Raw genomic sequence first — 22,435 nt, 5'->3', positions numbered from 1 at the left:
TGTCCGGGCGGCCTGCCCAGACCTCGCACTCGGCGGCGAACGGCCCGCGCAGCTCCTCCAGGCGCGGCTCCATTTGCTCCCAGGCATGGGCCTTGCCCCGGGCTGGTGGTTTTGGGCCTGCGGCGAGCGCGGACGGGGCCGGACGGCGGGTGTGTCGGCCGCCGTAGGCCTCGCATCCGCCCGGCTCACCGCGGGAACGGGGCGCCGGGGTCAGCCGGACTTCTTGGTGATCACGAATCGGTCGATGACCAGATGGTCGATCTCCGTGGCGAGGAGGCACTCCAGAGCGTCGCGCGGCGAGCAGACGATGGGCTCACCGGCCACGTTGAAGGACGTGTTGAGGAGGCAGGGCACGCCAGTCCGGTCTGTGAAAGCGCGCAGAAGGCGGGCCAGGACCGGGTTCTGGCGGTCGTCGACGGTCTGCACGCGCGCGGTGCCGTCGACGTGGCAGGCTCCGGGTATCCGCTCGCGGTACTCCTCGCGGACCGGGAAGACAAACGTCATGTACGGCGATGAGGTCTTCTTGCCCAGGTCGAACACCCGGGGCGCTTCGGACTCGAGGACGACCGGGGCGAAGGGGCGGAAGGGCTCGCGGTGCTTGACCCGGATGTTGATGATGTCCTTGATCTCGGGGAAGGCCGGGTTGGCAAGGATGCTGCGGTTGCCCAGAGCGCGCGGCCCGTACTCGGTGCGCCCCTGGAACCAGGCCACGACGTTCTTCTCGGACAGCAGCCGCGCCGTGCGCTCTGTGACCGCCTCGACGTCGGCCTCCTCCTGCCACTCGACGCGGTCGGCGTACTCCTCCAGTGCCTCCAGGATGTGCGGCTCGTCGTAGGAAGGTCCGAGGTAGGGCGTGGTGGCGGCGTCGGCGGGGCGGTTTCTGAGGCCGGCCGTGTACACGGCCGCGCCGATGGCGACCCCCGGGTCGCTCGCGCCGAAGCTGACCTCCATGCCGGTGAAAGACGAGCGTTCCAGCATCTTGGTGTTGGCCACGCAGTTCAATGCGAGACCGCCCTCGAAGAGGAGTGTGTCCAGACCGGAGGCGGCCGTCAGCGCCCGCACTTGGTGCGCGGTGACGGCCTCCACCATGTGCTGGGCCATGGCGGCGACCTTCACCCGGAAGTCGAAATCCTCGCGCTTCTCGCTGTCTCCGTCGAACAGGTCGTCGAACAGTGCGTAGTACGCCGTCACGCCCATGGGGATGGAAATGGTGTACGTGCCGTTCTCGTGGAGCCGTACGCAGCGCTCCAGCAGGGGGTTGCGACGCGGCGACGGACCGTAGGCGGCCAGGCCCATCACCTTGTACTCGTCGTTGTTGGGCACGAAGCCGAGGTAGCGGGTGATCCGTCCGTAGGCCACGCCGAGCGAGCTGGTCATCGGGATGGTGCTGTCGTCGAAGACGCGCACCACGCCGTCGCGCACTTCGCCCATCACGGAGGACAGGGTCTCGGCCCGTCCGTCGCTCACCAGGAACGCCGCGTCCCCGCCCCCGGCCAGATAGGCGCCGCACGTCAGATGGGCCAGATGATGGGGTACCAGGACCAGCTTGTTGGGGTCGAGCTCATGGCCGGTGCGCTGGACGAAGTCGTCGTGGATCGCCTCACGGCTGACCATGTCGGTGTAGAACTCGCCGGCGCGCCGCAGGACGTCGAACTTCTCGGCGGGCGACTGACCGCCCGAGGCGACCTGGGCGATCATCTCGTCGGCCACCTCGGGCGAGAAGCGCCAGGGGAAGGCAACCACGTCCACCTGGTCGAGGGGGACGCCGGCGAAGTCCAGGCACCACTGGATCGCGTGGGCGGGGAAGTCGGAGGTCTTCTTGACGCGACTGAGCCGTTCCTCCTCGACGGCGGCGACCAGTTCGCCGTCGACCACGAGGGCCGCCGACGCGTCGTGCCCCACGAGCAGGTTGCGGGCGACGCCGGTCGCTTCGAACAGGCGCCCGAAGATCTCGGCGCCCCTGGTGAATCCGTTGTATCCGAGCACGATCACGGTGGTTCAGCCTCCCTGGCGAAGATGGTTGCGACACGGCCCCACGACCACCGTCACGGGTCCTGCGGAAGGTCGATCGGCTCGTTCGGGCCGTCCTTGGACTCGATGGTCAGGAAGGACAGCACCTCGTCGCCGATGTTCTTCAGGTCGTGCAGGTGATGTCCGCCGTCGGTGACGGTGAAGTACCTCGTCTGCCCGCGCGCGTAGGAGATCTCCCGGCTGGTGCCGTCGCTCATGTGCTGGCGGGCGCGACCGTCGGTGAGGGCGATCCAGTGGTAATCGAGGACATGACGGTGGACGGGGAGGCGCTCGCCCGGCTCGAGGCGCGTCTCCCAGACGCGCAGGCTTTCGGTGTCGACCAGCAGGGTGCCGCCGACGCGGCCGTTGTGCTCGTTGACGGCGAAGTCCGCGTGCAGCGGCGGGCTCCAACGGTCGTAGTTCTCGGCGACGATCTCGCTGGTCAGCGGGCGGTCGTGCACCGGGTGGTGGTCGGTCTGGGGGCGGTTACCCACGGGCCGGTCCTTTCGGTCTCGGGGTGCTGGTGGCGCGACGGCCGGCCGGCGGTTCACCGCACACGGGACAAGGCGTCGAGCAGGGTGTCGCCGGCCTGCTCGTCGGCGATGGAGACACGGCAGGTGTCGGGGACCAGCCGGGCGGTGTCGGCAACCATGATCCCGGCGCCGCGCAGCTGCTCCATGACGCGTTCGTGCTTGTGCGTGCGGATCAGGAGGAAGTTGGCCTCGGAGGGGAACACCCGCTCCACGGCCGGGTGCCGGGCGAGCGCACGGGCCATCCGCTCCCGCTCCGACAGGATGCGCCGGACGCTGTCCAGCACCCGCGCGGAGTCGGTGAGCCGGTCGCGTACCGCCCACTGCGAGGCGTTGGTGAACCCGAAGGGCACCTGGACCCGGCGCAGGGCGTCGACGAGCCCCGGCTGTGCCAGAGCGACACCGCAGCGGGCCCCGGCCAGCCCCCACGCCTTGGACAGCGTCCTGAGCACGATGAGGTTGTCGTGCCGGGCGATGAGCGGGGCGTACGAGGGCCCCACGCTGAATTCCACATACGCCTCGTCGATCACGACCAGGCCCCGGCTGCGGGTGACCAGTTCGAGCACCTGCTCCGGGTCGAGCCTGGTGCCGACCGGATTGTTGGGGTCGCACAGGAACGTCACGCGCGGGTCGGCCGCCAGGATCCGTTCGACATCCAGCCGCGCCAGGTCGCCGCCGAGCAGCGGCGCCTCGACGACGGGCAGCCGCAGCACGCGGGCGAAGTGCGCGTACAGCTCGAAGGTCGGAGGGGTGACGCAGACCGCCTCGCCCGGTGAGGCCAGTGCGGCCAGGAGCAGCATGACGGCGTCGACGGCCCCGCTCGTGAACAGCGCGTACTCGGCGCCGAGTTCACCGAGGCCCTCGTGTCCGGGCAGCCGTCCGACGGTCGTCAGATACGTACGGGCCAACTCGGCCGTGTCGAGTTCGGGGTACCGTCCGTCCGCCCCGAGGAACGGGTTGGTGTTGCCGGAGAGGTCGAGCAGGTCGAACTTGGGCCGGCCGCGGAAGCGTGCCGGGCCCGGGACCGGTACCGCGGCGACCGGTTCGGTGGCGAAGGCCGACACCTCGATTTCCGTGGGCTTTTCAGGCTCGGCGTCCACGCCGGGGGCGAGCAGCCAGTGGTCGAGAGGGACGAACTGGTCGGCGCCCAGGGCCCGCGTCCGCTCGGCGTCGCCGGGCCCCAGGTGGACCCACTCCAGGCCGGTGCGTCGGGCGTGCAGATACAGCTCGTACAGGGATGCCTCGTACAGGTCCTGCCGTACGGCCGGAGCATCCGGGGCCAGGGCCTGGGTGAGGCTGTAGATCCCGCGCCCGTTGTGCGAGCGGACCAGGAGCCCGGCCTGTACGACGTCGCAGCCGCGGCGGCGTACGAGCAGGTCGGTGCGGTCCGCCAGGGTCCCCTGGGCCAGGGCGTCGAGCGCCTCGGCGCACCAGAGCGCGCCGCGCCCGCCCTCTTGCTGATGGAGGGCGGCGAACGCCTCGCGCGCCGCGGGCTGCCGAGGCAGGTCGCCGAGCCGGATCAGCTCCCAGCTCAGCTCCCGGTACTCGTCGTGGCGTGCGCGCAGTTCGCCGAGCCGCTGCTCGCCGACCCGGCTGCGCAGCACGTCGGCCACCTCGCCGGGCAGCCGTACGAGCCCCTCGCTTCCCGCGGCGGCGGCGACGAACCCGGCCGCGCGCAGCGGCCCGGAGTCGTCGGTGCGGCGCACGTACGGCACGAGAATCTGTTCCAGCCCCAACTCCTTTACCTGACTGAGGAGTTCATCCACCGCAAGCAGGCTGGGAGCGGGACTGCTCGGGCCCTGGGGGACTCCCCCGATCAAGGTGGGGCGCTGCGCGTCAGACACGTCGGCCCGTGTGAACCGCTCGTGATGCAGACCGAGTCGGCCCGGCGCGCCGACCGGCCGGCCGGACTCCAGCGCGGCACACAGGACGCGCCGCAGCTCGGTGACATCCGATTCCCTACGCATCTCCGCTCTCCACTCCCTCGCAGGCGCCGCACGTCTTGCCCTCGTCGGCGGCGAGGTGCGCCTCGATACGGTCGCGGTACTCCACGAACATTTCGGCCAGCGTGCGAGCGATGCCCGGCCGCCAGTCGACGGTGCAGTCGCCGATGAGGTCGCGGCGGACACGGTGGTCGAAAATCGCCGTCTCGCGGCTGGCCGACTCGCGGTCGAGCCGGGCCGGGACGCCGGTGAGAGCGGACATGTACCCGATGAGGTCGGTCATGCCGACTTCTTCGTCTCCGCCCCAGTTCACCACCTGTGCGGGTGTCCGGGCGGCCGCCCACAGCAGCGGCACCTGACGGACGACGTCATCGGTGTGGAGCAGGTTGCAGTAGTTCTGGCCCTCGCGCGGCACCGCGCAGGCCCGGCCGCTACGCAGCTGCTCGAAGAGGATCACCGGCACGCCGCCGTGCCCGTACGGGCCGTAGGCGATGTTCAGCCGGGCGATGACCGTCGGCAGTCGCAGACTCTCGGCGAGGCCGCGGGCCACGCCCTCGGCCGTGATCTTGGCGACGGGGTACGTGGGCAGCCAGGGGGCCGCGCCGCCGAGCGGATCGCTCTCCCGGTAGCGGTGGGTCGTGTCGGCCCGGTTGTAGACGACTCCGGAGGACACGTAGAGGAAGGCCTCGGCGTCGGCACAGTGCGTCATCAGGCGCGCGGTACTCACCGCGTTGACGCGGGCGGTGTCCTCGAAATCGTGGCCGTCGCCCCGGTGGACGGCCGAGTGCAGCACATGGGTGAAGTCCTCCGGCAGCCCGTCGAGTTCGTCGGTGGCCATGTCCCAGACGACGGTGCGGGCGCCGGCGGTCTCCAGCGCCTTGCGGGCCTCGGCATCGCCGAACCGGCCGAGGCACCACACCTCGTTGTCGGCGGCGAGCGCCTCGGCCACGGGGCGCGCGACCTGTCCGGTGGCGCCGGTGACGAGAATCTTCTTGCCTTGCATGGTCAGTCGCTCCCGGTCGTGTCGGAGGTGGCGCGGCAGGTCATCGGTCCAGCGCGCAGGTCAGTTCCCTGCGCAGGGTCGCCTGGAAGCTCTGGACGTGCTGGGGGCTCATCAGCGTGTAGTGCTCCCCGTCCACCTCGATGTAGCTGTTCGTCCCGCGGGTGAACTCGTCCCAGTCGCGCAGCTGACCGTCCAGCCACTCCTGCTTGGTGCCCTTGAGCGGGGTGCAGTAGAAGACCCGCACCCGTTCGACCGTGCCGGACGGCTCGTAGTCGCGTCCCAGATGCACCATGCTCTGCGCCAGGTGCACCCAGGCGCCGAACCGTTCGACGTTCAGGTCGAGTTCGGCCAGCCGCCTGGGCGGGGCGTGCTCGATGAGGTGGGCGAGCTGGTCCGCCTCGGGCAACAGACGCAGGACGGCGGTCAGTTCGGGGATGTCGGCGGGGTTGATGAGTTCGAGGAACAGTGCCAGGTTGATGGCGCCGTCGGTGAAGGTGATCTCGTTCATTCGGCCGGAGATGCGTGGGGGAAGGTTGAAGACGCCGACGAAGTCGACCCTTTCGCCGTCGGCCTCCAGACGCTTGGCGATCTCGAACGCCACGGCTCCGCCGTAGGAGTAGCCCGCCACGGCGTACGGGCCGCTCGGGCGGGTCCGGCGGATCGCCGCGACATACGCGCCGACCATCTCGTCGAAGGAGGCGAAGTGAGACTCCCCCTGCCCGAAGCCCCGGGCCCGCAGCGCGTAGAACGGCCGCTCCCCGGTGAAGTACTTGGCGAGGTTGACGAAGACCAGTACCTCGCCGAGGCCCGGGTGGACGCAGAACAGCGGGGTTCCCTCGCCGGTGACCTGGAGCGGCACCAGCGGGTCGTAGGCGGCGTCGCCGCCCGCGCCGGACGCCGAGGCCAGGCGGGCTGCCAGGGCCCGCACGTTCGGGGCCTGCAGGAGCGTCGCCATGGGGAGGTCGTCGAGGCCGAAGGCGGTCTGGACGCGGAGTTTGAGCCGCAGGACGTCGAGCGAGGTGCCGCCCAGGTCGAAGAAGCTCGCGGTGACCGGGACCCGCTCGACGTTCAGCACCTCGGCGAACAGCTGGGCCAGGGTGGTCTCCTCCTCGTCCGCCGGCTCCACGTGGCCGCCGAGGAAGCGGCCGGTCACCTCCTGGGCGCGCCGGGCCGCCGCGTCCAGCGCCCCGGACTCGACGGCCGTGCGCAGCCGGGACCGCTGGACCTTGCCGAGGTTGCCGCGCGGGATCTGCGTCTCGGCGACGGGCAGGATCAGCTGGGGACGGAACCCCCAGTGCATCACCGTGGAGCTGCGTACCGCGACGAGCGTGCGGTAGAGGGTCGACTCGTCGGCCGGGTCGCCGGCCGGCACGAAGGCGACGGCGAGCTGTTCGGAGTCGGCACCCTCGGGTCGGATCGGGAAGGCGGTGACCTGTCCGCGCCGGACGCCGTCGAGTTCGTCGAGGACCGCTTCCAGGTCGTGGCTGTAGTGGTTGACCCCGTTGACGATGATGGAGTCCTTGGTGCGGCCGATGAGGGCCAGCCGCCCGTCGGCGTCGAGCCGGCCCAGGTCGCCGGTGCGGAACCAGCCGTCGTCGGTGAATGCCTCGGCGGTGGCCGCGGGGTTGCCGAAGTACCCGCCGGTCACCATGGTTCCGCGTAGCTGCACCTCGCCGGACACCACCGAGGCGGGACGGTCGCTTGAGGAGAGCACCGTGCCGGCGCCGTCGGCGATCCGGATGCGCAGCCCCTCGACCGGGTGGCCCAGCGGCGGGAACTCCTCGCCGAGGTCGCGGTCGGTGAACTCGCGGTTGAACACACTGCCCGCGCAGGTCTCGGTCATCCCGAACGCGGGCACCACCACGTCGGGGCGCAGTCCGTAGGGGGCCAGGGCGTCCAGGAACGACCGCACGGTGGCGGTCACGGTCGCCTCGCCACCGGAGATGATGTACCGGATCCGCGAGAGATCGATGCCGGACAAGGTCCCGGCCGTCCGCGCGAGGGCCTGGTTGACCTGACCGAAGAGGAAGTTGGGGGTGAACGTCACCCGTACCTGGTGGGTCGTCAGGAGTCTGAGCAATCCGACCGGTTCGGCCAGCACGGTGGCCGGGGTGGCGATGACCTGGTTCGCGCCGTTGCGCATCGGCAGCAGGTGCGCCTCGATGGCCGCGATGTGGTCGGCGGAGATCCAGTTCATCATGGTGTCGGCGGGCCCCAGGTCCAGCGCCCCCGACTTCCCGGCCTGCGCCGCGAGAAGGTTGGCGTGGGTGAGCCGGACCGCCTTGCTCGATCCGGTCGACCCGGAGGTGAGCATCAGCAGGGCGAGGTCGTCCGGGGCGGCCGCGTGGATGTGCTCGGGCTCGGTCGGGGTGGCGTCCAGCTCCTCCACGGTCACCGTGGTCAGCCCGACGTCGGGCAGGTCGTCGTGTGCCTTTGGTACGACGACCAGCGGGTCGCCGAGGAGGCCGCGCAGGTGCTCCAGCTGCGGGCGCAGGCGGGAGGGATCGGCGGGCAGGGCGATCGGGCAGGGCACGGCGCCCGCGTGCAGGCAGCCCCAGAAGGCGCGGAAGAAGCTCTCGGGGTCGCCGGCCGCGACCAGGACGCGGTCCCCCGGTGCGGTGCCCCGGCTGCGCAGGCCCTGGGTGATTCGCAGGGCGCCTTCGCCCAGGTCGGCGTAGGAGACGAACGGACCGTCGACGAAGGTGACGCCGCGTGTGGTGTCCTGTGCGGCGCATTCGAGCAGATGCGGAAGCGTCGTGACGCTTGTGGCGTGACGTATGTCCGACATGGCAGTGAAGACCCCCGATCGAGGTGGGACTGAACTGGGTGGATCAGCGCGCACGTACTGGCGGAGGGGTGGGTGATGTCCGCGAGCGGTGAGGCCCGGTGAGTCCGGGGCGGGGCGGTGCCCGCCGCGGCGGTGCGCGGCACGCGGTCGCGGCCGGTTCAGGTCGGCGGGTGGTGGTCCGCGTGCGGGCAATGTGCCGGTGGGAGTCGCTGCGGCGCGGGGATGTGGGTCTGTCCGCGCCGGGGCCTACGTCCCGCCGGTCGCGTTGAACCGGACGACCTCTGCGATCGTGCGGCTCAGCCGCCGCTCGTCCGGGTCGGAGACGCTCGCCTCGCCGACGCGGCCGTAGGTGCCGGGTGGCGTGTCCGGTGAGGAGGAATAAGTGGGTTTGTCGAAGGTGAAGGTGCGCGCGAAGTCCTCGCGCGTCAGGCTGCCGTGGTCGGGGCGCCGCAGCAGGAGGCAGCCGTGGAAGCGCTCCGGCGGGCGGACCGCCGGGGCGGAGGCAGACGCTCAGTCCGAGCGCCAGGCTGATCTCGGCGTCGAAGAGGTCGACTCCGTAGGTGAGCTGGACCAGTTGAGGGGAGAGCGCGCCCGGCAGGCGGATGGCGCATTCGCCGAAGGCCAGCCCGTCCTGTTCGGCGTACACCTCCAGATGGAAGAAGCAGTCCGGTGCCTCCAGGGTCTTGAGCACCCGTTCGGTGAGGTCCTCCGCCTGTTCGAGCAGGTCGGGGTGCAGCCGCTCGTATAGCAGATGGGCCGCGAGGACCCGACCGTGCACGGCTCTCAGCGGCGAGCTGCGATAGCGCGTCAGGGAACGCCAGTGCAGATCGCCGCCCTGCCGGATGCCGTCCATGTAGATCTCGGGGGCGTCGACGAACGACTTGGCGACCACGTCGACGTCCGACTCTCCTGGGAACGGCTCCAGCGCGCGGTGGTACTCCTCGGCGGAGCGGACGACCTCGGTGCACAGCGAGCCCGCGCCGATGGCCGGTTTGACGACGAACGGCTTCCCCCAGTTCCTCGGCGAGTTCCGCGTAGGGCGTGGCCCGGGATGCATAGCGGGCCCGCGCGCGCCGGACGTCCGGCGGGAGTCGGCTCTTCTGCAGGTACTTGTCCCGGAAGAAGAGAACTCCCTGGGAATCGGAATTTCCGGGAAGATTCAACTGCTGGCGTAAATAGGCAGCCGCGAAGACTCCGAAATCATGGACGCTGATGACGCCGGCCAGGTCGCGGAGACCGGCGGAGAGCACCGCCCGGAAGACTTCCTGCGCGTTCTCCATGTCCGCGACGCAGCGATAGTTCTTCTTGTCCTTTAGGTGTAGGGGTGCCGGCACGATGTAAAAGGGTTCCAGACCCCGGCGCCGCAGGGCTTGATCGAGATCTTCCCGATATCCGACAACGACTATCGTGGGCATGCGCCGTCTCCAGAGTCACCACTGCCGAAATGACGAATTACTGTCCTGTTGCGTCGGGATGAGTAGTGGGATCCACCCCCTGGCATCCGATGCGTCATTACACAGCCACATGGCCGCGGATCGTGCGACATAGGCCACAATGGGGGTTTTACAATTACTCGCTTAGCGAACCGCGGTTTCTGTGTGCCGGGAGATATTCGCCGAGCCGGTCAGGGTTTCGACGTCATGTACTTGCAGCAGCCAATGACCCGTGGGGCACCGGCGTACGATGCGCCGCGCCCGGGGTCGGACCCGGCCGGGCCGCCGTCATGCGAGCGATAAGCCGCCGCGGGCGCCGCCTGTCTCGTTGAAGCGTGCAATCTCGTCGATCGTGCGCCTGAGCCTCGACTCGTCCGCGTCGGACACGACGGCGTGACCGACGCGGCCGTAAGGACCGACCGGCGCGTCGGGAGCGGAAGGGTAGTGCAGCTCGTCGAAAGAGAAGGCACGCTCGAAGTCCTCCTGCGTCAGCGTGCCGTCGCGCGGGTTACGCAGGAGCAGATAACCGTGGAAGCGGTCCGGTGTCCGGTGGCCGTACGGCGGCTCGGGCGCTTCCCCGAGGGCGAGGGCGATCTCGATGTCGAGGAGGTCGACGCCGTAGGTCAGTTGATTGACCAGGGGCGACATGGCTCCCGGCAGCCGGATGGCGCATTCACCGAACGTCAGCCCGTCGGGCTGATGGAACGCCTCCATATGGAAGACGCAGTCGGGCGCCTCCAGGGTGGCGAGCACCCGGCGGGCCATGGCCTCCGCCTGTTCGAAGAGGTCCGGACATCGTTGTCGGTCGAGCACATGAGCGGCCAGGACGCCGCCCTGCACCGCGCTGAGCGGGGAGATGTGATTGCTGCTCAGCGACGACCACTGGAGCGCGCCGTGTTGCCAGACGCCGTCGAGGTAGACCTCGGGCGCGTCGACGAACGACTCGGCGACGACCTCGACGTCCGAGCGCCCGGAGAACGGCTCAAGCGCCCGGGCGTACTCCTCGGGCGAGCGGACGACACTGGTGCGCAAGGCGCCCGCCCCGGTGGCCGGCTTGACGACGAAAGAGGCGCCCAGCTCGGCGGCCGGCTCCTCGTAGGGCGTGCCCACGGGCAGATACCGGCACCGCGCGCGCCGCACCTCCGGCGGCAGCAGGCTCTTCTGGAGGTACTTGTCCCGGAAGTTGAGGACCCTACGTGAATCCGCGTTCCCCGGAAGGTTCAATTGCCCACGCAGACAGGCCGCCGGGAATACACCCATCTCATGGACGCTGAGCACGCCTGCCAGATCGACCGCCTGAGCGGAGAGCGCCGAGCGGAGAACTTCCTGGACGTTCTCCATGTCGGCGACACAGCAAAATTTCACCTTTTCCGGCGAGATGATCGGAGTCGGAACGATGTAGAAAGGATCCACACCCCGACGCCGTAGCGCCTCGTCAAGATCATCCCGATATCCAATAACCACCATCGTGGGCATGTGCCGTCTCCAGTGTTACGACTTGCCGAGCCAGGGAGAAGTTATTGCGATTTCATCGTGACGTAGCCGGTTCTTTTCCGGCACCGGCGAATCATTGCACAGACCCAGTCGATCACGCCCTGTGACATGAATCACAGGAGGATCATGAATATCCATAACAGGAAGCCCGGATTCCTCGGCCGTGCCTGGTACCCCGGAACCGGGTCTGTCAAATGAACGGCTCTGTCGCACTTTCGGTGGTGACGGTGCGGGAGGTTATGCCAAGAGGATGCGGTGACGGAGGAGGCTGAAGCCCGCCCTGCCGTACATCTGCCGTTTGATCATCTTGGTGTTGACGCCCTCGGTGGGGCCGTTGCTGTAGGGAAGGGTGAGCCCGGCGACGGCTTGTGGCCGTAGGCCATCTCTTCAGCCGGTGGCGCTCGGAGGCGGCCGGCACGACAGGCACGGCGCGGGTGACGAGCACGGGAAGGGGCGGCCGATCCACGGGCGCGATCAGCTCTGCGCGAAGGTGAGGCGCGCGGCGCGGGCGGTGAGGTGGCGTCGTTCCGTTGCGCTGGTGGCGCGTCGGGCGGCGTCGCGGTAGCCGTCCGCGGCTGCGGTGTGGTCGCCGAGCAGTTCCAGGAAATGGGCGCGGGTGGCGAGCAGACGGTGGTGGCCTGCCATCCGCTTGTCGCACTCCAGGGCGGCGAGCAGTTCCAGTCCGGCGGCCGCCCCGTGCACCATGGCGACGGCTACTGCGCGGTTGAGGGTGACCATCGGATTCGGCGCGAGCTGCTCCAGGAGTCCGTACAGCGCGAGGATCTGTGGCCAGTCCGTGGCCTCCACGTGCTCAGCCTCGTCATGGACGGCGGCGATGGCCGCCTGCAGCTGGTACGGGCCGACCTGTCCTCCGGGCAGGGTCTCGGTGAGCAGGGCGATCCCCTCGGTGATGAGCTCTCGGTCCCACCGGCCGCGGTCCTGCTCGGCCAGCGGCACCAGGTCTCCGCCTGGCCCGGTGCGCGCCGGCCGACGTGCGTCGGTGAGCAGCATCAGCGCGAGCAGCCCGGCCACTTCACCGTCGTCGGGCAGCAGACGATGCAGTCGGCGGGCCAGGCGGATCGACTCGGCGGACAGCGCCGGCGCGGTCAGGTCGTTGCTGTCCGTCGTGACGTAGCCCTCGTTGAAGATCAGATACAGCACGTGCAGCACCGCCTGCAGTCGTTCCGCGCGGTCCGTCGCGTCCGGCATGCGCAGCGGCGCGCCGGAGGACTTGATGGTCTGCTTGGCCCGGCTGATGCGCTGGGCCATGGTCGACTCGGGAACCAGGAACGCCGCAGCGATCTGAGTGGTGGTCAGGCCGCCGACCGCGCGCAGGGTCAGCGCGATGCGGCTCGACGAGGACAGCGCCGGGTGGCAGCACAGGAAGAGCAGCGTGAGGGAGTCATCCCGGTCTGCGTCCGGTTCGGCGTCGGCGGCGCGGCTCAACAGCTCTGCCTGCGGGGTCGCCAGGGCGATCCGATCCTCTCGACGCCGTCGTGTCTGCTCACTGCGCACGTGGTCCACCAGCTTGCGGGAGGCGACGGTGATCAGCCATCCCCGGGGATTGTCCGGCGTTCCCTCGGCGGGCCACTGGAAGGCGGCCGAGAGCAGCGCCTCCTGGACGGCGTCCTCGCACGTGTCGAAGATGCCGTACCGACGGACCAGCGCGCCGAGGGCCTGCGGCGCCAGCTCGCGCAGCAGATCCTCGACGCGACGATCCTCGCTCACATGTCCGCCGCAGACTCGTGCAGGACCGGCCACAGCTCGACCGGATCCTCGGATGCGAACGGCATGTCCGCCGCGATCTGCTGCGCACGCTCCTGGCTCTCGCAGTCGAGCAGGTAGAAGCTGGCGATGTACTCCTTGGTCTCCAGATACGGCCCGTCCGTGACTGCCGGAGCCCCGTCCTTGCGGCGCACCAGCTTGGCGTTGACCGCGTCCGCCAGGCCGTAGGCTCCCAGCAGCTCCCCGCTTTCGCGGTACTTCCTGTTGAACGCCTCCTGCTTGGCGATGGCCTCCGGCCACGCCTCAGCCGGGAAGGAGTCCCACTTCTCCTGGTTGCCGTAGATCATCGCGATGTACTTCATCTCGGGTGTCCTCCCGGTTTTACGCGCCCCGTTGGCGCGCTGTCACCCCTCAGTCGGAGCGGGAACCGGGCCCTCGACATCCGGCGACAAATTTTCTTCGACTTTTCTTCCGCGCCACCGACGGCAGGCCTGGACACCCTCGAGCAGCTACGGAAGATCAACCTACGGCCCTCACCCTCCACGGGACGCACCGGCCCGGGCATGCCCCGCACTGAGTGGAGCCGCGACCCGGATGACCAGCACCGACAACATCGCCGATCGCTGATGTTCCCAGGACGCCAGCACCGCCGACCGCATGCGACCCCACCCGCGGCCACGGTGCCGTGGAGTACGGCCAGCTGTACAAAGACAACCGGCACTTCGCACAAGCCCTGTATCTACGTCAACCCCCGAAGGACTTCAGGAGCTGAGCTCGGCGCAAGTGCACCGATCACGGTGTGTGGCGTCTTGTGACTCGTGGCACAGGCCGTGGTCGTTGATCAAGGAGGTGTGTAGGGTCTCGCGCTCGGCTTCATATGGCGGCTCTGTGACCTGCACTTTCCGCGCTGTCTCAGGTTGCTTCATCGGTGGGCCGTCTCAACTCCAATGCAGTTTCACGTGGTTCGACAGGCCACCGATGAAAGTGCACGCGCTGACCTGCGCGTTCCGGGCAGCGACTGCGCGCATTCGGAGGATCTCGTTGTGATCCGCACCTCGCCCTTGACGGACACTCAGGTAGTGCGCCCTACTTCGGTGCCTGGAAGCCGCCGATCTTCTGCTCGAGCAGTTCGGCCAGCCGCAGCGGGGTGCGGTCCTCGAACATCGGGCCGATGAGCTGTACTCCCACCGGCAGGCCCTCGGGGGACCGGCCCGCTGGTATGGCGGTGGCGGGTAGGCCGGGCATGGTGGCCAGACCGGCCCAGACGAGCTGGTCGAAGTACGGGTACTCGACGCCGTCGATGTCGATCCGGCGTTCCAGCGGATTGGGGTTGTGGTCGTGCGGGAACGCGGGAGTCGGCGTGATGGGACACACCACGGCGTCGAACTCGGCGAAGAGCTGCCGCCAGCCGTGGCGGTGGAGCTCGCGACGGCTGTTCGCCTCGATCCAGTCGCTGTGGCTCAAGACCATCCCGCGCAGCAGCGCCGCATCCAGACTCTGGTCGTCTGCGCTCAGTCCGGCGGCGCGGGTCCGCAGCTGCTCGTAGGAGTCGACGGGAAAACGTGCGACAGAGCCCGAAAACAGCAACTGCCTGTAAAGCATGGCGGCTTCGGTCAGATCGGGCAGCAGCGGACTGCGCCGTTCGACGCGGGCGCCGCCGTCGACAAGCGCGTCGGCCACCCGGTTCACGCCCGCCCGCACAGCGGACCCGGTCGGGATGAGCGGGTGCTTGTCGAGGACCAAGACCCGGAAGTCGCAGAGCCGTTCGTGGCGCGCGGGCGGCAGCGTCACGTCGTACGCCACACCGAGCGTCAGCGGGTCCGGTCCGGCCATGACGTCGAGCAGGAGCGTGAGGTCGCGGGCAGTGCGCGCCATCGGACCGACGACGGCGAGGTCAAGGTCGACCGGCAATGCCGGCACGGCCGGGGGGACCATGCCGCGGTTCGCCGCCAGCCCGAGTGTCGGCTTGTGTGCGTAGACACCGCAGAAATGTGCGGGGGTGCGCAACGAACCGGCGAGGTCGGAGCCGATGGACAGCGCGCCGAAGCCGGATGCCAGGGCCGCCGCTGATCCGCCCGATGACCCACCCGACGTGCGACCGTGATCCCACGGGTTGTTGGTGGTGCCGTAGATCTCGTTGAAGCTCTGGATATCTTGCAGCCCCACCGGCACATTGGTCTTACCGAGCACCACCGCGCCCGCGGCCTTGAGCCGCGACACCTGTACCGCGTCCTCGGCCGGCATGTAGTTCCGGTGTAGCGGCATGCCCCAGGTTGTGGGCAGCCCGGCGATGTTGTAGGACTCTTTGACCGTCACCGGAATGCCGAGCAGTGGCCGGTCCTCACCGCGGGCGCGCGCCTGGTCGGCACCGCGCGCGGCGGCCCGTGCGCGGTCGAAGTCCGGCACACAGATCGCGTTGATCGCCTTGTCGTCCCGCTCAATACGGGCGATCGCCTCGTCGGTCAGTTCGGCCGAGGTCACTTCACCAGCACGCAAAACAGCCGCGAGTTTTTCGGCCGTCGAAAAATTCCACTCCATGAATCCGACCGTACCGACGTCTGGAAGAGGTCATGAAATGCCGCTTCGCGCAAGGGGGTGGATGCCTCAACGCTCATCATGTTCCTATCCGGTCACGGACAATTCGCCCGACCGTTGACGATGGCGACGTGCGGCCGCTTCGCCTCCGCCTGGACGGAGACTGACAGTCACGGTGGAGTTGGCCACGCGAACCTCCCCGCCCCACGTCATGGCCGCATTGCCACGATGCCCGCCCACACCACGGAGGAGGTCAGGTAGCGGTTGCTGTCATCCAAAGGGTTGAGCAGGCTGAACGGTGAGTCTCATCAGCGCTTCACATGTGCAGCCGATGTGCAGCCGGGCCTGAGATTGTGAAGCGGGTTTTGAGACCCTTGTAGGATCTCGCGGATCGTGTCATAGAGCATTGCGCTGACCGGCGGATTCCTGATCTTTCTCAGGGCGTTTTCCCACGTCTCTGCCTCACCTCCCATGGCATTTCCTCGCGGGGGTGGCAGGAGCGCGCTGGTCTCGATCACGGCCCAGGGGTCCGGCAGCACCTGCGGCTGCTGGAAGGCTCCTACACCTGGATCCGGCAGCCGCCGCCGTCGACCTTGCGACACGGGTGTTGGACGACGCACCTGGACTTCCCCGCATGTGATGGAGGACGCGGGCGTGCTGCAGATCTGCTGACCTCGCAGGAAGCCGGAAGGGCGGGTCCCCGCAGCACTTCCGCGCCGGGCGCTGCGAACAGGACGAACAGACGACGACAACGGCCAGTCGCCGAACTGCCGTGGCAGACTGACCGAGCAGCGAAGCCCCCTGACGAGACCTCATGTGACATACCTTCAGATGGACTCCGTCACCTGCCGGAGCTTCGCTGCGCCGTACCGACCGACACTCCGACCGGATCGGGCCACGTGACGGAACGATCTCGAGGCGGCCCCGGGACGGGGTTCAGCAGAGGGGGAGCTCGATGGGTCTACGTCGGAAACGGCATCGCGGGTTGTCAGCCCGTTCAAGCAGCGTGTCAGCGGTGAGGAGTGCGGCGGTGGCGACGGCCTTGGCGTCGGTGCTGGTCGGCTCGGTCGGGACGGCGCACGCTCAGCTGTCCATGACTCCGCAGCCGTCAGCAGCGACGATCACGCAGTTTCCACCGTCGTCGAGCAGGCCAACGCCCGCAGCCGACCCATGCGCAACGGCCTCACCCGGTCGGAAGGCGAAACCGGCTCGATGGGCACCGACGAAGAATCCGAAGAAATCCGTCGTGCCGGGACAGAGGCGCTCCGACTGCGCAGTGATCCCGAAGGGCTTCACCAAGGAGCAGGCCGACAAGGCCGAGGCGATGGAAGCCGCGCTGCTGGCCGAGTCCGAGGGAACCGGGGCGCGGCCGCAGGCGGTGTCCTCGGCTGCGGCTGACTGCCAGGTGTACTGGCCGGCACCGTACGAAGTGTGCGGCGCGATCCGGGACAAGTACAACGAGATTGGTGGCCCGAACAGCTTCCTGCTGTACCCGACATCGAACGAACTGACCAACCCTGACGGCCATGGCAAACGTTCGGTGTTCCAGAACGGACCCATCTACTGGTCGGCGGACAGCGGCGCCCACCCTGTGGTCAATCACTTCTTCGCCGCCTGGCAGCGCAACGGCTGGGAAGCCGGGCCGCTCGGCTATCCGACCTCGGACGAGATCGTCAACCCCGACAACATCGGCCGACGCCAGTACTTCCAAGGCGGCACCGTCTACTGGCGACTCAACGAGGCCTACTACGTCACCGGAGCGGTCCGTGACAAGTGGGGTGAAACCGGCTGGGAAGGCGGCTGGCTCGGTTACCCGACCAGCGACGAAGTTCAGCTGCCCGACGGCCAGGGCCGCATGAACAGGTTCGAACACGGCGTCATCTACTGGTCACCCGACACAGGGGCGCATCCGGTCACTTCCTCCGTACTGGACCAGTGGTCCCGCGCCGGTTTCGAGGCGAGTGCGTACGGCTATCCGACAGCCGACCCCATCACGCACCCGGCCGGCATCCAGGAGCAGCAGTTCCAGCAGACCGCATCTACAGTTCCGGCTTGACGGTTCCCGTCGCCTCAGGGGTCTCGTTGTCGCTGGGCGTACCGTCGGCAGGCCCCCTCCAGCCTGAAACAGTGCCCGACGGTGTAGTTCTGAACGGTCCCGGCTTCAACGCCCGGTTCCAGCGCGTCGCCGACGACGGCTCGTTCGAGGTGTCGCTGGTCCGACTGGACAACAGTGCACCCGCGTCACTGGACCTGCTGTTCGGCGCACCTGCCGGTTACAGCCATCGTGCGACACCGCAACGGGTGGAACTCGTCGACTCGGCAGGAACGGTCGTCGCGGGCATCGGGCTGCCCCTGGGGTTCGACTCCACCGGAGCAGCAGTGCCCGTTCAGGCGAGTTTCGAGGGCAACAGGCTGCGGCTGCAGCTCGGCAACTCGACTGCGTTCCCCATCGAGTTCCCCGCGATCGCGGCGCGAGGAGGCACCCTCGACCAGTGGTGGTCCACCGGAATCCAGCAGCGCAGCGTGTGCGAGAACGAGCCCTACGACTGCTACCGGGTTCGCAACGCGCGCGGGCCGGCGTACAACCTGTCGAAGAACGCCTTCCCTGAAGCGACGGAAACCGACGACAACAGGATCGACGCCGCGAGGCACTGTATCTGGAACGGTCTGATGACCGAAGGCGCCAACCGGGGATTCGCGGAGCGGATGGCCGCAGCCCATGAACGCGACGGGAGGGCGAACCCGGACTGGACCCACAACGCCGAACTGATGGACGAATACAACAACAAGACCGGTGTCCAGGTGGGGCTTCGGAACGAAGGAGCACCGGCAGCCATCGAATCCACGTGCCTCCAATACGGGCGGGAGGCCCGGATCGTGCCCGAACCGGAGACCATCGATCTGTCCAACCCGTACGGGATCGACCTCATCGCGTTGCGACACCCCTGACCCATACGGAACCCCGGTCGCGCGCTCCGGCGCCGCCGACGCCGACGATCACCCGACCTCCAGGTGCGGGGCGCGGTCCCGTGCGGCAAGGTGTCGATGATGCGGGCGGCGAAGGAGTCCGGGGCGCCGCCGAGGACGTCGTACGGGAGGTGGACGTACTGATCGACCCCGTCGGCGGCCCGGACAGCCACCGCCTCTGCTGCGGCGCGGCGCGCGCACTTCGGGGCAGGATGACGCCACCACCGACTGAACCGAATCGGTAGGGGAAGGGCCGTTACCGGTACGTAGCGGCCCTTCCCTCACCGGGCCGAATCCAGGGCCACCTGCGAAACCAGGTCAGTGGCTCGACAAGCAGCGCCGCCGGGCGACGTCCCGAACTCCCGCGGCTCAGGGCTCGAGGTCGACCACCCCCTTGCCGCTCGCCACATCGAACGGCACAGAAGCCTGGTCGTGTGCGATCAGCCAGTTGCCGTCGATCTTCCGGAAGCAGAAAGTGCCCCGGACCCACATACCGCTCGTCACCGTCCCGTTCTTCAGCGTGCCGCTGAGCCGACCGAAGCAGTGCCCGAATGCCATATCACCGCCCACGGTGACTGCCAGGTCGCGAATCTCATAATTCACATCCTGGAAGAACGTGAACGCCTTCGCCCAGTTCCTCAATTTCGCCTCTACCCCTACATGCTGCAGCGGCGGTTCGACATCGAAGGACACGACGTCCGTCGCGTAGAGCTTCTTCAGGTCCTCGAGATCCTTGGCTCGGATCCCTTCGGTGATCTTTTCGAGGTGCTGCCGAATCATGGTTTCGTCTACTTCGCGTTGCGTAGGCATCGTTTCCCATCCCTTCCCTTCGGTGCGGAATGTCGGATTCTCACTGGTTCAAGGAATCTGACCGCAGCCAGGCCCCCTGGCGACGGTTCCTGTGGTTTCAGTGGTTCGACGACGCAGCCGTCTGGAATGTGACATGCCTCGACGGCCGCGCCGATTTTTGTATGGGACCTCGCGCTGCGGCCGACCTTGAGCGCGGCCGCGATGCCGACGACGCGGGGAGCCTGGTAACGGGCCGCCTCGCCGGGCGCGCCAAGCTGGGAGGTGCCGTTGGGATTGCCGGACCGGGGCTGGATCGGGTCGGTGTAGCTGGGGGTGGCCGCAGCGGCTCAACGTGAATCGCGGGAGACGGGCTTGCGGGGGTTCCGGGCGCTGATGACGGCGGGGCCGTCCGAGGGGGCCTTGGCCGTGCCACGTCGCGTACGCAGATCGTGGGCGGTGCGCAGGAATGCGGCCCAGTCGTCCATGAACAGGCTCATGCGGAACAGTCGGGCGCTGGTGCGCATCATCATGTTCAGTGTGCTGCTTGAGGTGCGCATCGCGAACAGGGCAGTGTCGGCGGCGGCCAGATCGATGCGCCCGGCGGCGACGAGTGGGATGAACAGCAGGGTGGGCGACATCTGGCGGGCCCGAACATCCTCAACGGTCGGCACCCAGGAGCCGATCTTCACCGTGTCCTCGCTCCGGTCGATCACCTTGAAGTCCAGGACCTCGCACCAGAAGGCCGCGAGCCTCTCCGGGGCGTGGCAGTCAACGGTCAATTCGGTGGGCTTCACACGTTGACCGGTATCAACTACACCGGCGTGCTCGATTTCAACCGGGCCACAGCTGAGGCCTCGCGAAACTGCTGCTCGAACACCGCGAGCGTCTCGGGATCCGCAAGAGCACCCGCGCTCTGGGGCCGTTCAAGCAGAGCGTGTTGATCCTGTGCTGGTTCCTGGACGCTACCCGGCTGACTCAACTCGCCCGCGACAACCGGATTTCCGTCCCGACGGCCTACCACTACCTCCACGAAGGGCTGACCGTGCTCGCCGACCACGCCCCGGATCTGTCCACCGCATTGGAGCGCGCGATCGCGGCCGGCTGTACACGCCTCAACCTCGACGGCACCGTCATCCGTACCGATCGCGTCGCCTCCCTGGCCCGGACAAGGCCGACCTGTGGTGGTCGGGCAAGCACAAGCACCACGGCGGCAACGCCCAGGTCATTTCCGCCCCCGACGGCTGGCCGCTCTGGGTCTTGCCGGTCCGGCCCGGCCGCGAGCACGACACCACCCGCGCCCGTACCCACGGCCTGATCGCCACCCTGAACCAGCTATGTCCGTGGTCATCTTGCGTTCCTTCCAGCGGGCGGGCGTGCCCTCAGCAGACAGTTTTTCCCGGCCCCGGTCAGCCGCACGCGACGACACGCTTGCGGCCGGCGGCGTCACCCTGGAGGCGGCCCCAGGCTGGTGCATGGTGGTGTGGGTGGGCCGGCAGCAAGATCCGGCCCGTTCAGGCCTTCATCCTGAGCTTGTCCTGCCTTCCAAGCGTGGGTCTGAGACGGTCATCCGTAAGTACTGAGGTTTTCGGGCGACGGCTCCGTGGCGAACAGGCCGTAGCGGGCCTCTTGCTCACCAGACAGGTACTCAACAGGCATGCAGAGGACCGCAGAACCCGGTGACCAGGCAAAACGGGCACGTCACCGAACAGGAATCAAGATCGCCCCGCTACCGCTAATTTCCGTTCCGGTACTCCCCGTCGTGCTGGCCATGCCGGGGGTTACTCCTGTCTCGCCCCTGCAGTCCAACCCGGCAAAGCGGGCGTCCCGGTCAAGACTGTGAGAGAGGGCCACGGCGTGGACCTGCGGGCCGGAACAAGGGTCGCCGAGATCACGACAGTTGCCGGTCAGACCCCGGGGTTCGGCCGACCGACGGGGCGGTAGCCCTGGCCGACGATGTTCTGGTCACCATCGGCTCCCGTAAAACGTTCCAGGGCCACCGTGTCATGGCGAGTGAGTTGCCCGCGGTCACCGTACTGTTCTCCTGCTGGAAGGACGGTGCGAGCCTCGCCATGGCCCCGAGCGGCGCCTTGGGACGTACGCACTCGTCCGCCAGGCCGTCGCAACGGTCTGGTGAAGCTGGGGCAGCCCGATCCGGGGAACGCCGGGGACAAGCGACCCCGACAACGGGGCGGGACGCGCCAGGACTACCGGACGGCGCGGGTCCGTTCAGCAAGGTCAGAGGAAAGAGTGATGACCATGGAGCTGTTCCTGCCGATCCCGCTTGCAGAGTGGCGAGACACCAAGGAGACGCTCCATCGCTTCGCGCAGATCGTCGGGAAGATCCGTCTCGCCGCCAGTGCCCGGCGCAACCACTGGTGGAATGTCCCGTTCCACCTCACTGGGCGCGGTATCACGACGCGCCCGATGGGGCAGGTCGACGGCAACCCGATCTTCACGATGGACTTCGACTTCGTCGCGCATCGGCTGGTCGTCTCGACGCTGGACGGCCGGGAGATCTCCTTTCCGCTCGTCGGCCAGTCCGTTGCTTCCTTCCACGACGCGGTCATGGAGTCGCTGGCAACGTTGGGCATCCGGGTACGGCTGGACGTGCCCAGGCCCTTCGACCTGCCCGACTCCGGCCGGCCGTTCGCCGAGGACGCCGAGCATGCGACGTACGAGCCCGCGCAGGCCAACCGCTACTGGCAAGTCCTCAGCCAGGTGGCGTCGGTGCTGGAGGAATTCGCCGCGGGGTATTCGGGGAAGGTGAGCCCGGTGCACCACTTCTGGCACACCTTCGACATCGCGCACACCCGGTTCTCCGAGCGTCACATCGAGCAGCCCCAGAAGCTGGACCCTGTCACCCGGGAGGCGTACTCCCGGGAGGTGATCAGCTTCGGCTTCTGGTTCGGGGACGACACCTTTCCCGCGCCCGCGTTCTACTCCTACACCGCTCCGGAGCCGGCGCACCTGGCCGAGGAGCCGCTCGAGCCCGCGGCGGCGCACTGGGTCGCCCGGAACGACAGCCACCTGGCCGTACTGCCGTACGACGAGGTCCGTGCCGAGGCCGACCCGCGTGCCGCCGTACTCGCCTTCTACGAGAGCGCGTACCGGGCCGGTGCCCGGCGGGCCGGATGGCCGATCGACCCGCTCGCATGCCCGGGCGGGGTGACGGACCCGCAACTGCGATCCAACAGATCCCACCCGGCTTCCGGCTGAGG

15 protein-coding genes and 1 pseudogene are annotated in these 22,435 nt (G+C 68.4%); 4 read left to right on the top strand and 12 right to left on the bottom strand.

Going from position 1 to position 22,435, the window contains the following annotated elements; all coding sequences use genetic code 11:
• Window positions 1-210: 210 nt before the first annotated feature.
• The 10 genes from IEZ15_RS30990 to IEZ15_RS30940 all read right to left on the bottom strand — a co-directional run bounded on the left by IEZ15_RS30990 (window position 211) and on the right by IEZ15_RS30940 (window position 15,464).
• A complete protein-coding gene (locus IEZ15_RS30990) occupies window positions 211-1,992 on the bottom strand; it encodes a carbamoyltransferase family protein (RefSeq protein ID WP_189280321.1) in 1,782 nt (593 codons plus the stop codon).
• A 53-nt stretch (window positions 1,993-2,045) separates the two neighbouring features.
• Window positions 2,046-2,504 (bottom strand): cupin domain-containing protein, encoded by a 459-nt coding sequence (locus tag IEZ15_RS30985; RefSeq protein WP_229846206.1) that lies wholly within the window; start codon window positions 2,502-2,504, stop codon window positions 2,046-2,048.
• Between the two features lie 53 nt (window positions 2,505-2,557).
• Window positions 2,558-4,507, bottom strand: coding sequence for a pyridoxal phosphate-dependent aminotransferase (locus IEZ15_RS30980; protein WP_189280320.1), 1,950 nt, complete (start codon window positions 4,505-4,507; stop codon window positions 2,558-2,560).
• A complete protein-coding gene (locus IEZ15_RS30975) occupies window positions 4,500-5,486 on the bottom strand; it encodes an NAD-dependent epimerase/dehydratase family protein (protein WP_189280319.1) in 987 nt (328 codons plus the stop codon). The genes IEZ15_RS30980 and IEZ15_RS30975 overlap by 8 nt, the downstream gene beginning before the upstream one ends.
• Window positions 5,487-5,526: 40 nt before the next feature.
• The gene (locus IEZ15_RS30970) at window positions 5,527-8,274 is read right to left on the bottom strand and encodes an alpha/beta fold hydrolase (protein ID WP_189280318.1); all 2,748 of its coding nucleotides are present in this window, start codon (window positions 8,272-8,274) and stop codon (window positions 5,527-5,529) included.
• A 43-nt stretch (window positions 8,275-8,317) separates the two neighbouring features.
• Window positions 8,318-9,331 carry an ATP-grasp domain-containing protein gene (locus tag IEZ15_RS30965; protein ID WP_229846205.1) on the bottom strand — a complete coding sequence of 338 codons (1,014 nt, stop codon included), beginning with the start codon at window positions 9,329-9,331 and terminating at the stop codon, window positions 8,318-8,320.
• A 664-nt stretch (window positions 9,332-9,995) separates the two neighbouring features.
• Window positions 9,996-11,072: an ATP-grasp domain-containing protein gene (locus IEZ15_RS30960; protein ID WP_308427459.1), complete on the bottom strand. Its 1,077-nt coding sequence runs from the start codon at window positions 11,070-11,072 to the stop codon at window positions 9,996-9,998.
• A 603-nt stretch (window positions 11,073-11,675) separates the two neighbouring features.
• Window positions 11,676-12,929: an RNA polymerase sigma factor gene (locus IEZ15_RS30950; RefSeq protein WP_189280316.1), complete on the bottom strand. Its 1,254-nt coding sequence runs from the start codon at window positions 12,927-12,929 to the stop codon at window positions 11,676-11,678.
• Window positions 12,926-13,288, bottom strand: a complete 363-nt coding sequence (locus tag IEZ15_RS30945; protein WP_114248322.1) for a YciI family protein — start codon at window positions 13,286-13,288, stop codon at window positions 12,926-12,928. Before IEZ15_RS30945 ends, IEZ15_RS30950 begins: the two co-directional genes overlap by 4 nt.
• 724 nt (window positions 13,289-14,012) lie before the next feature.
• Window positions 14,013-15,464: an amidase gene (locus tag IEZ15_RS30940; protein ID WP_189280315.1), complete on the bottom strand. Its 1,452-nt coding sequence runs from the start codon at window positions 15,462-15,464 to the stop codon at window positions 14,013-14,015.
• Window positions 15,465-16,707: 1,243 nt separating this feature from the next.
• Between IEZ15_RS30940 and IEZ15_RS30935 the strand changes: the two genes are divergently transcribed.
• Window positions 16,708-17,517 carry an LGFP repeat-containing protein gene (locus IEZ15_RS30935; RefSeq protein ID WP_229846204.1) on the top strand — a complete coding sequence of 270 codons (810 nt, stop codon included), beginning with the start codon at window positions 16,708-16,710 and terminating at the stop codon, window positions 17,515-17,517.
• A 71-nt stretch (window positions 17,518-17,588) separates the two neighbouring features.
• A complete protein-coding gene (locus IEZ15_RS30930) occupies window positions 17,589-18,410 on the top strand; it encodes a DUF6973 domain-containing protein (RefSeq protein WP_229846203.1) in 822 nt (273 codons plus the stop codon).
• A gap of 387 nt (window positions 18,411-18,797) precedes the next feature.
• Here the strand turns inward: IEZ15_RS30930 and IEZ15_RS30925 are convergent, their stop codons facing one another.
• The gene (locus IEZ15_RS30925; protein ID WP_189280314.1) at window positions 18,798-19,238 is read right to left on the bottom strand and encodes a YybH family protein; all 441 of its coding nucleotides are present in this window, start codon (window positions 19,236-19,238) and stop codon (window positions 18,798-18,800) included.
• A gap of 326 nt (window positions 19,239-19,564) precedes the next feature.
• Complete coding sequence (locus IEZ15_RS45240; RefSeq protein ID WP_229846202.1) at window positions 19,565-20,011, bottom strand: VOC family protein; 447 nt, start codon at window positions 20,009-20,011, stop codon at window positions 19,565-19,567.
• Window positions 20,012-20,014: 3 nt separating this feature from the next.
• Between IEZ15_RS45240 and IEZ15_RS30915 the strand changes: the two are divergent.
• Both IEZ15_RS30915 and IEZ15_RS30910 read left to right on the top strand, forming a co-directional pair.
• Window positions 20,015-20,552, top strand: a pseudogene (locus IEZ15_RS30915) (transposase family protein); the annotation flags it as partial.
• Between the two features lie 921 nt (window positions 20,553-21,473).
• Window positions 21,474-22,433, top strand: a complete 960-nt coding sequence (locus IEZ15_RS30910; RefSeq protein ID WP_189280335.1) for a DUF5996 family protein — start codon at window positions 21,474-21,476, stop codon at window positions 22,431-22,433.
• Window positions 22,434-22,435 lie beyond the last annotated feature (2 nt).

Origin of the sequence: Streptomyces atratus (genome assembly GCF_014648655.1) — a bacterium.
GTDB classification, from domain to species: Bacteria; Actinomycetota; Actinomycetes; order Streptomycetales; family Streptomycetaceae; genus Streptomyces; species Streptomyces atratus.
The sequence above is the reverse complement of the archived record's forward strand: the minus strand, read 5'-3'. Positions and strand labels throughout refer to the sequence as shown.

Excerpts from the sequence above, each read along its gene's own strand:
- IEZ15_RS30980 (WP_189280320.1), bottom strand. The coding sequence starts at position 4,507 with ATGCGTAGGGAATCGGATGTCACCGAGCTGCGGCGCGTCCTGTGTGCC.
- IEZ15_RS30975 (WP_189280319.1), bottom strand. The coding sequence starts at position 5,486 with ATGCAAGGCAAGAAGATTCTCGTCACCGGCGCCACCGGACAGGTCGCG.
- IEZ15_RS30970 (WP_189280318.1), bottom strand. The coding sequence starts at position 8,274 with ATGTCGGACATACGTCACGCCACAAGCGTCACGACGCTTCCGCATCTG.
- IEZ15_RS30965 (WP_229846205.1), bottom strand. The coding sequence starts at position 9,331 with ATGCATCCCGGGCCACGCCCTACGCGGAACTCGCCGAGGAACTGGGGG.
- IEZ15_RS30945 (WP_114248322.1), bottom strand. The coding sequence starts at position 13,288 with ATGAAGTACATCGCGATGATCTACGGCAACCAGGAGAAGTGGGACTCC.
- IEZ15_RS30940 (WP_189280315.1), bottom strand. The coding sequence starts at position 15,464 with ATGGAGTGGAATTTTTCGACGGCCGAAAAACTCGCGGCTGTTTTGCGT.
- IEZ15_RS30925 (WP_189280314.1), bottom strand. The coding sequence starts at position 19,238 with ATGCCTACGCAACGCGAAGTAGACGAAACCATGATTCGGCAGCACCTC.
- IEZ15_RS30910 (WP_189280335.1), top strand. The coding sequence starts at position 21,474 with ATGGAGCTGTTCCTGCCGATCCCGCTTGCAGAGTGGCGAGACACCAAG.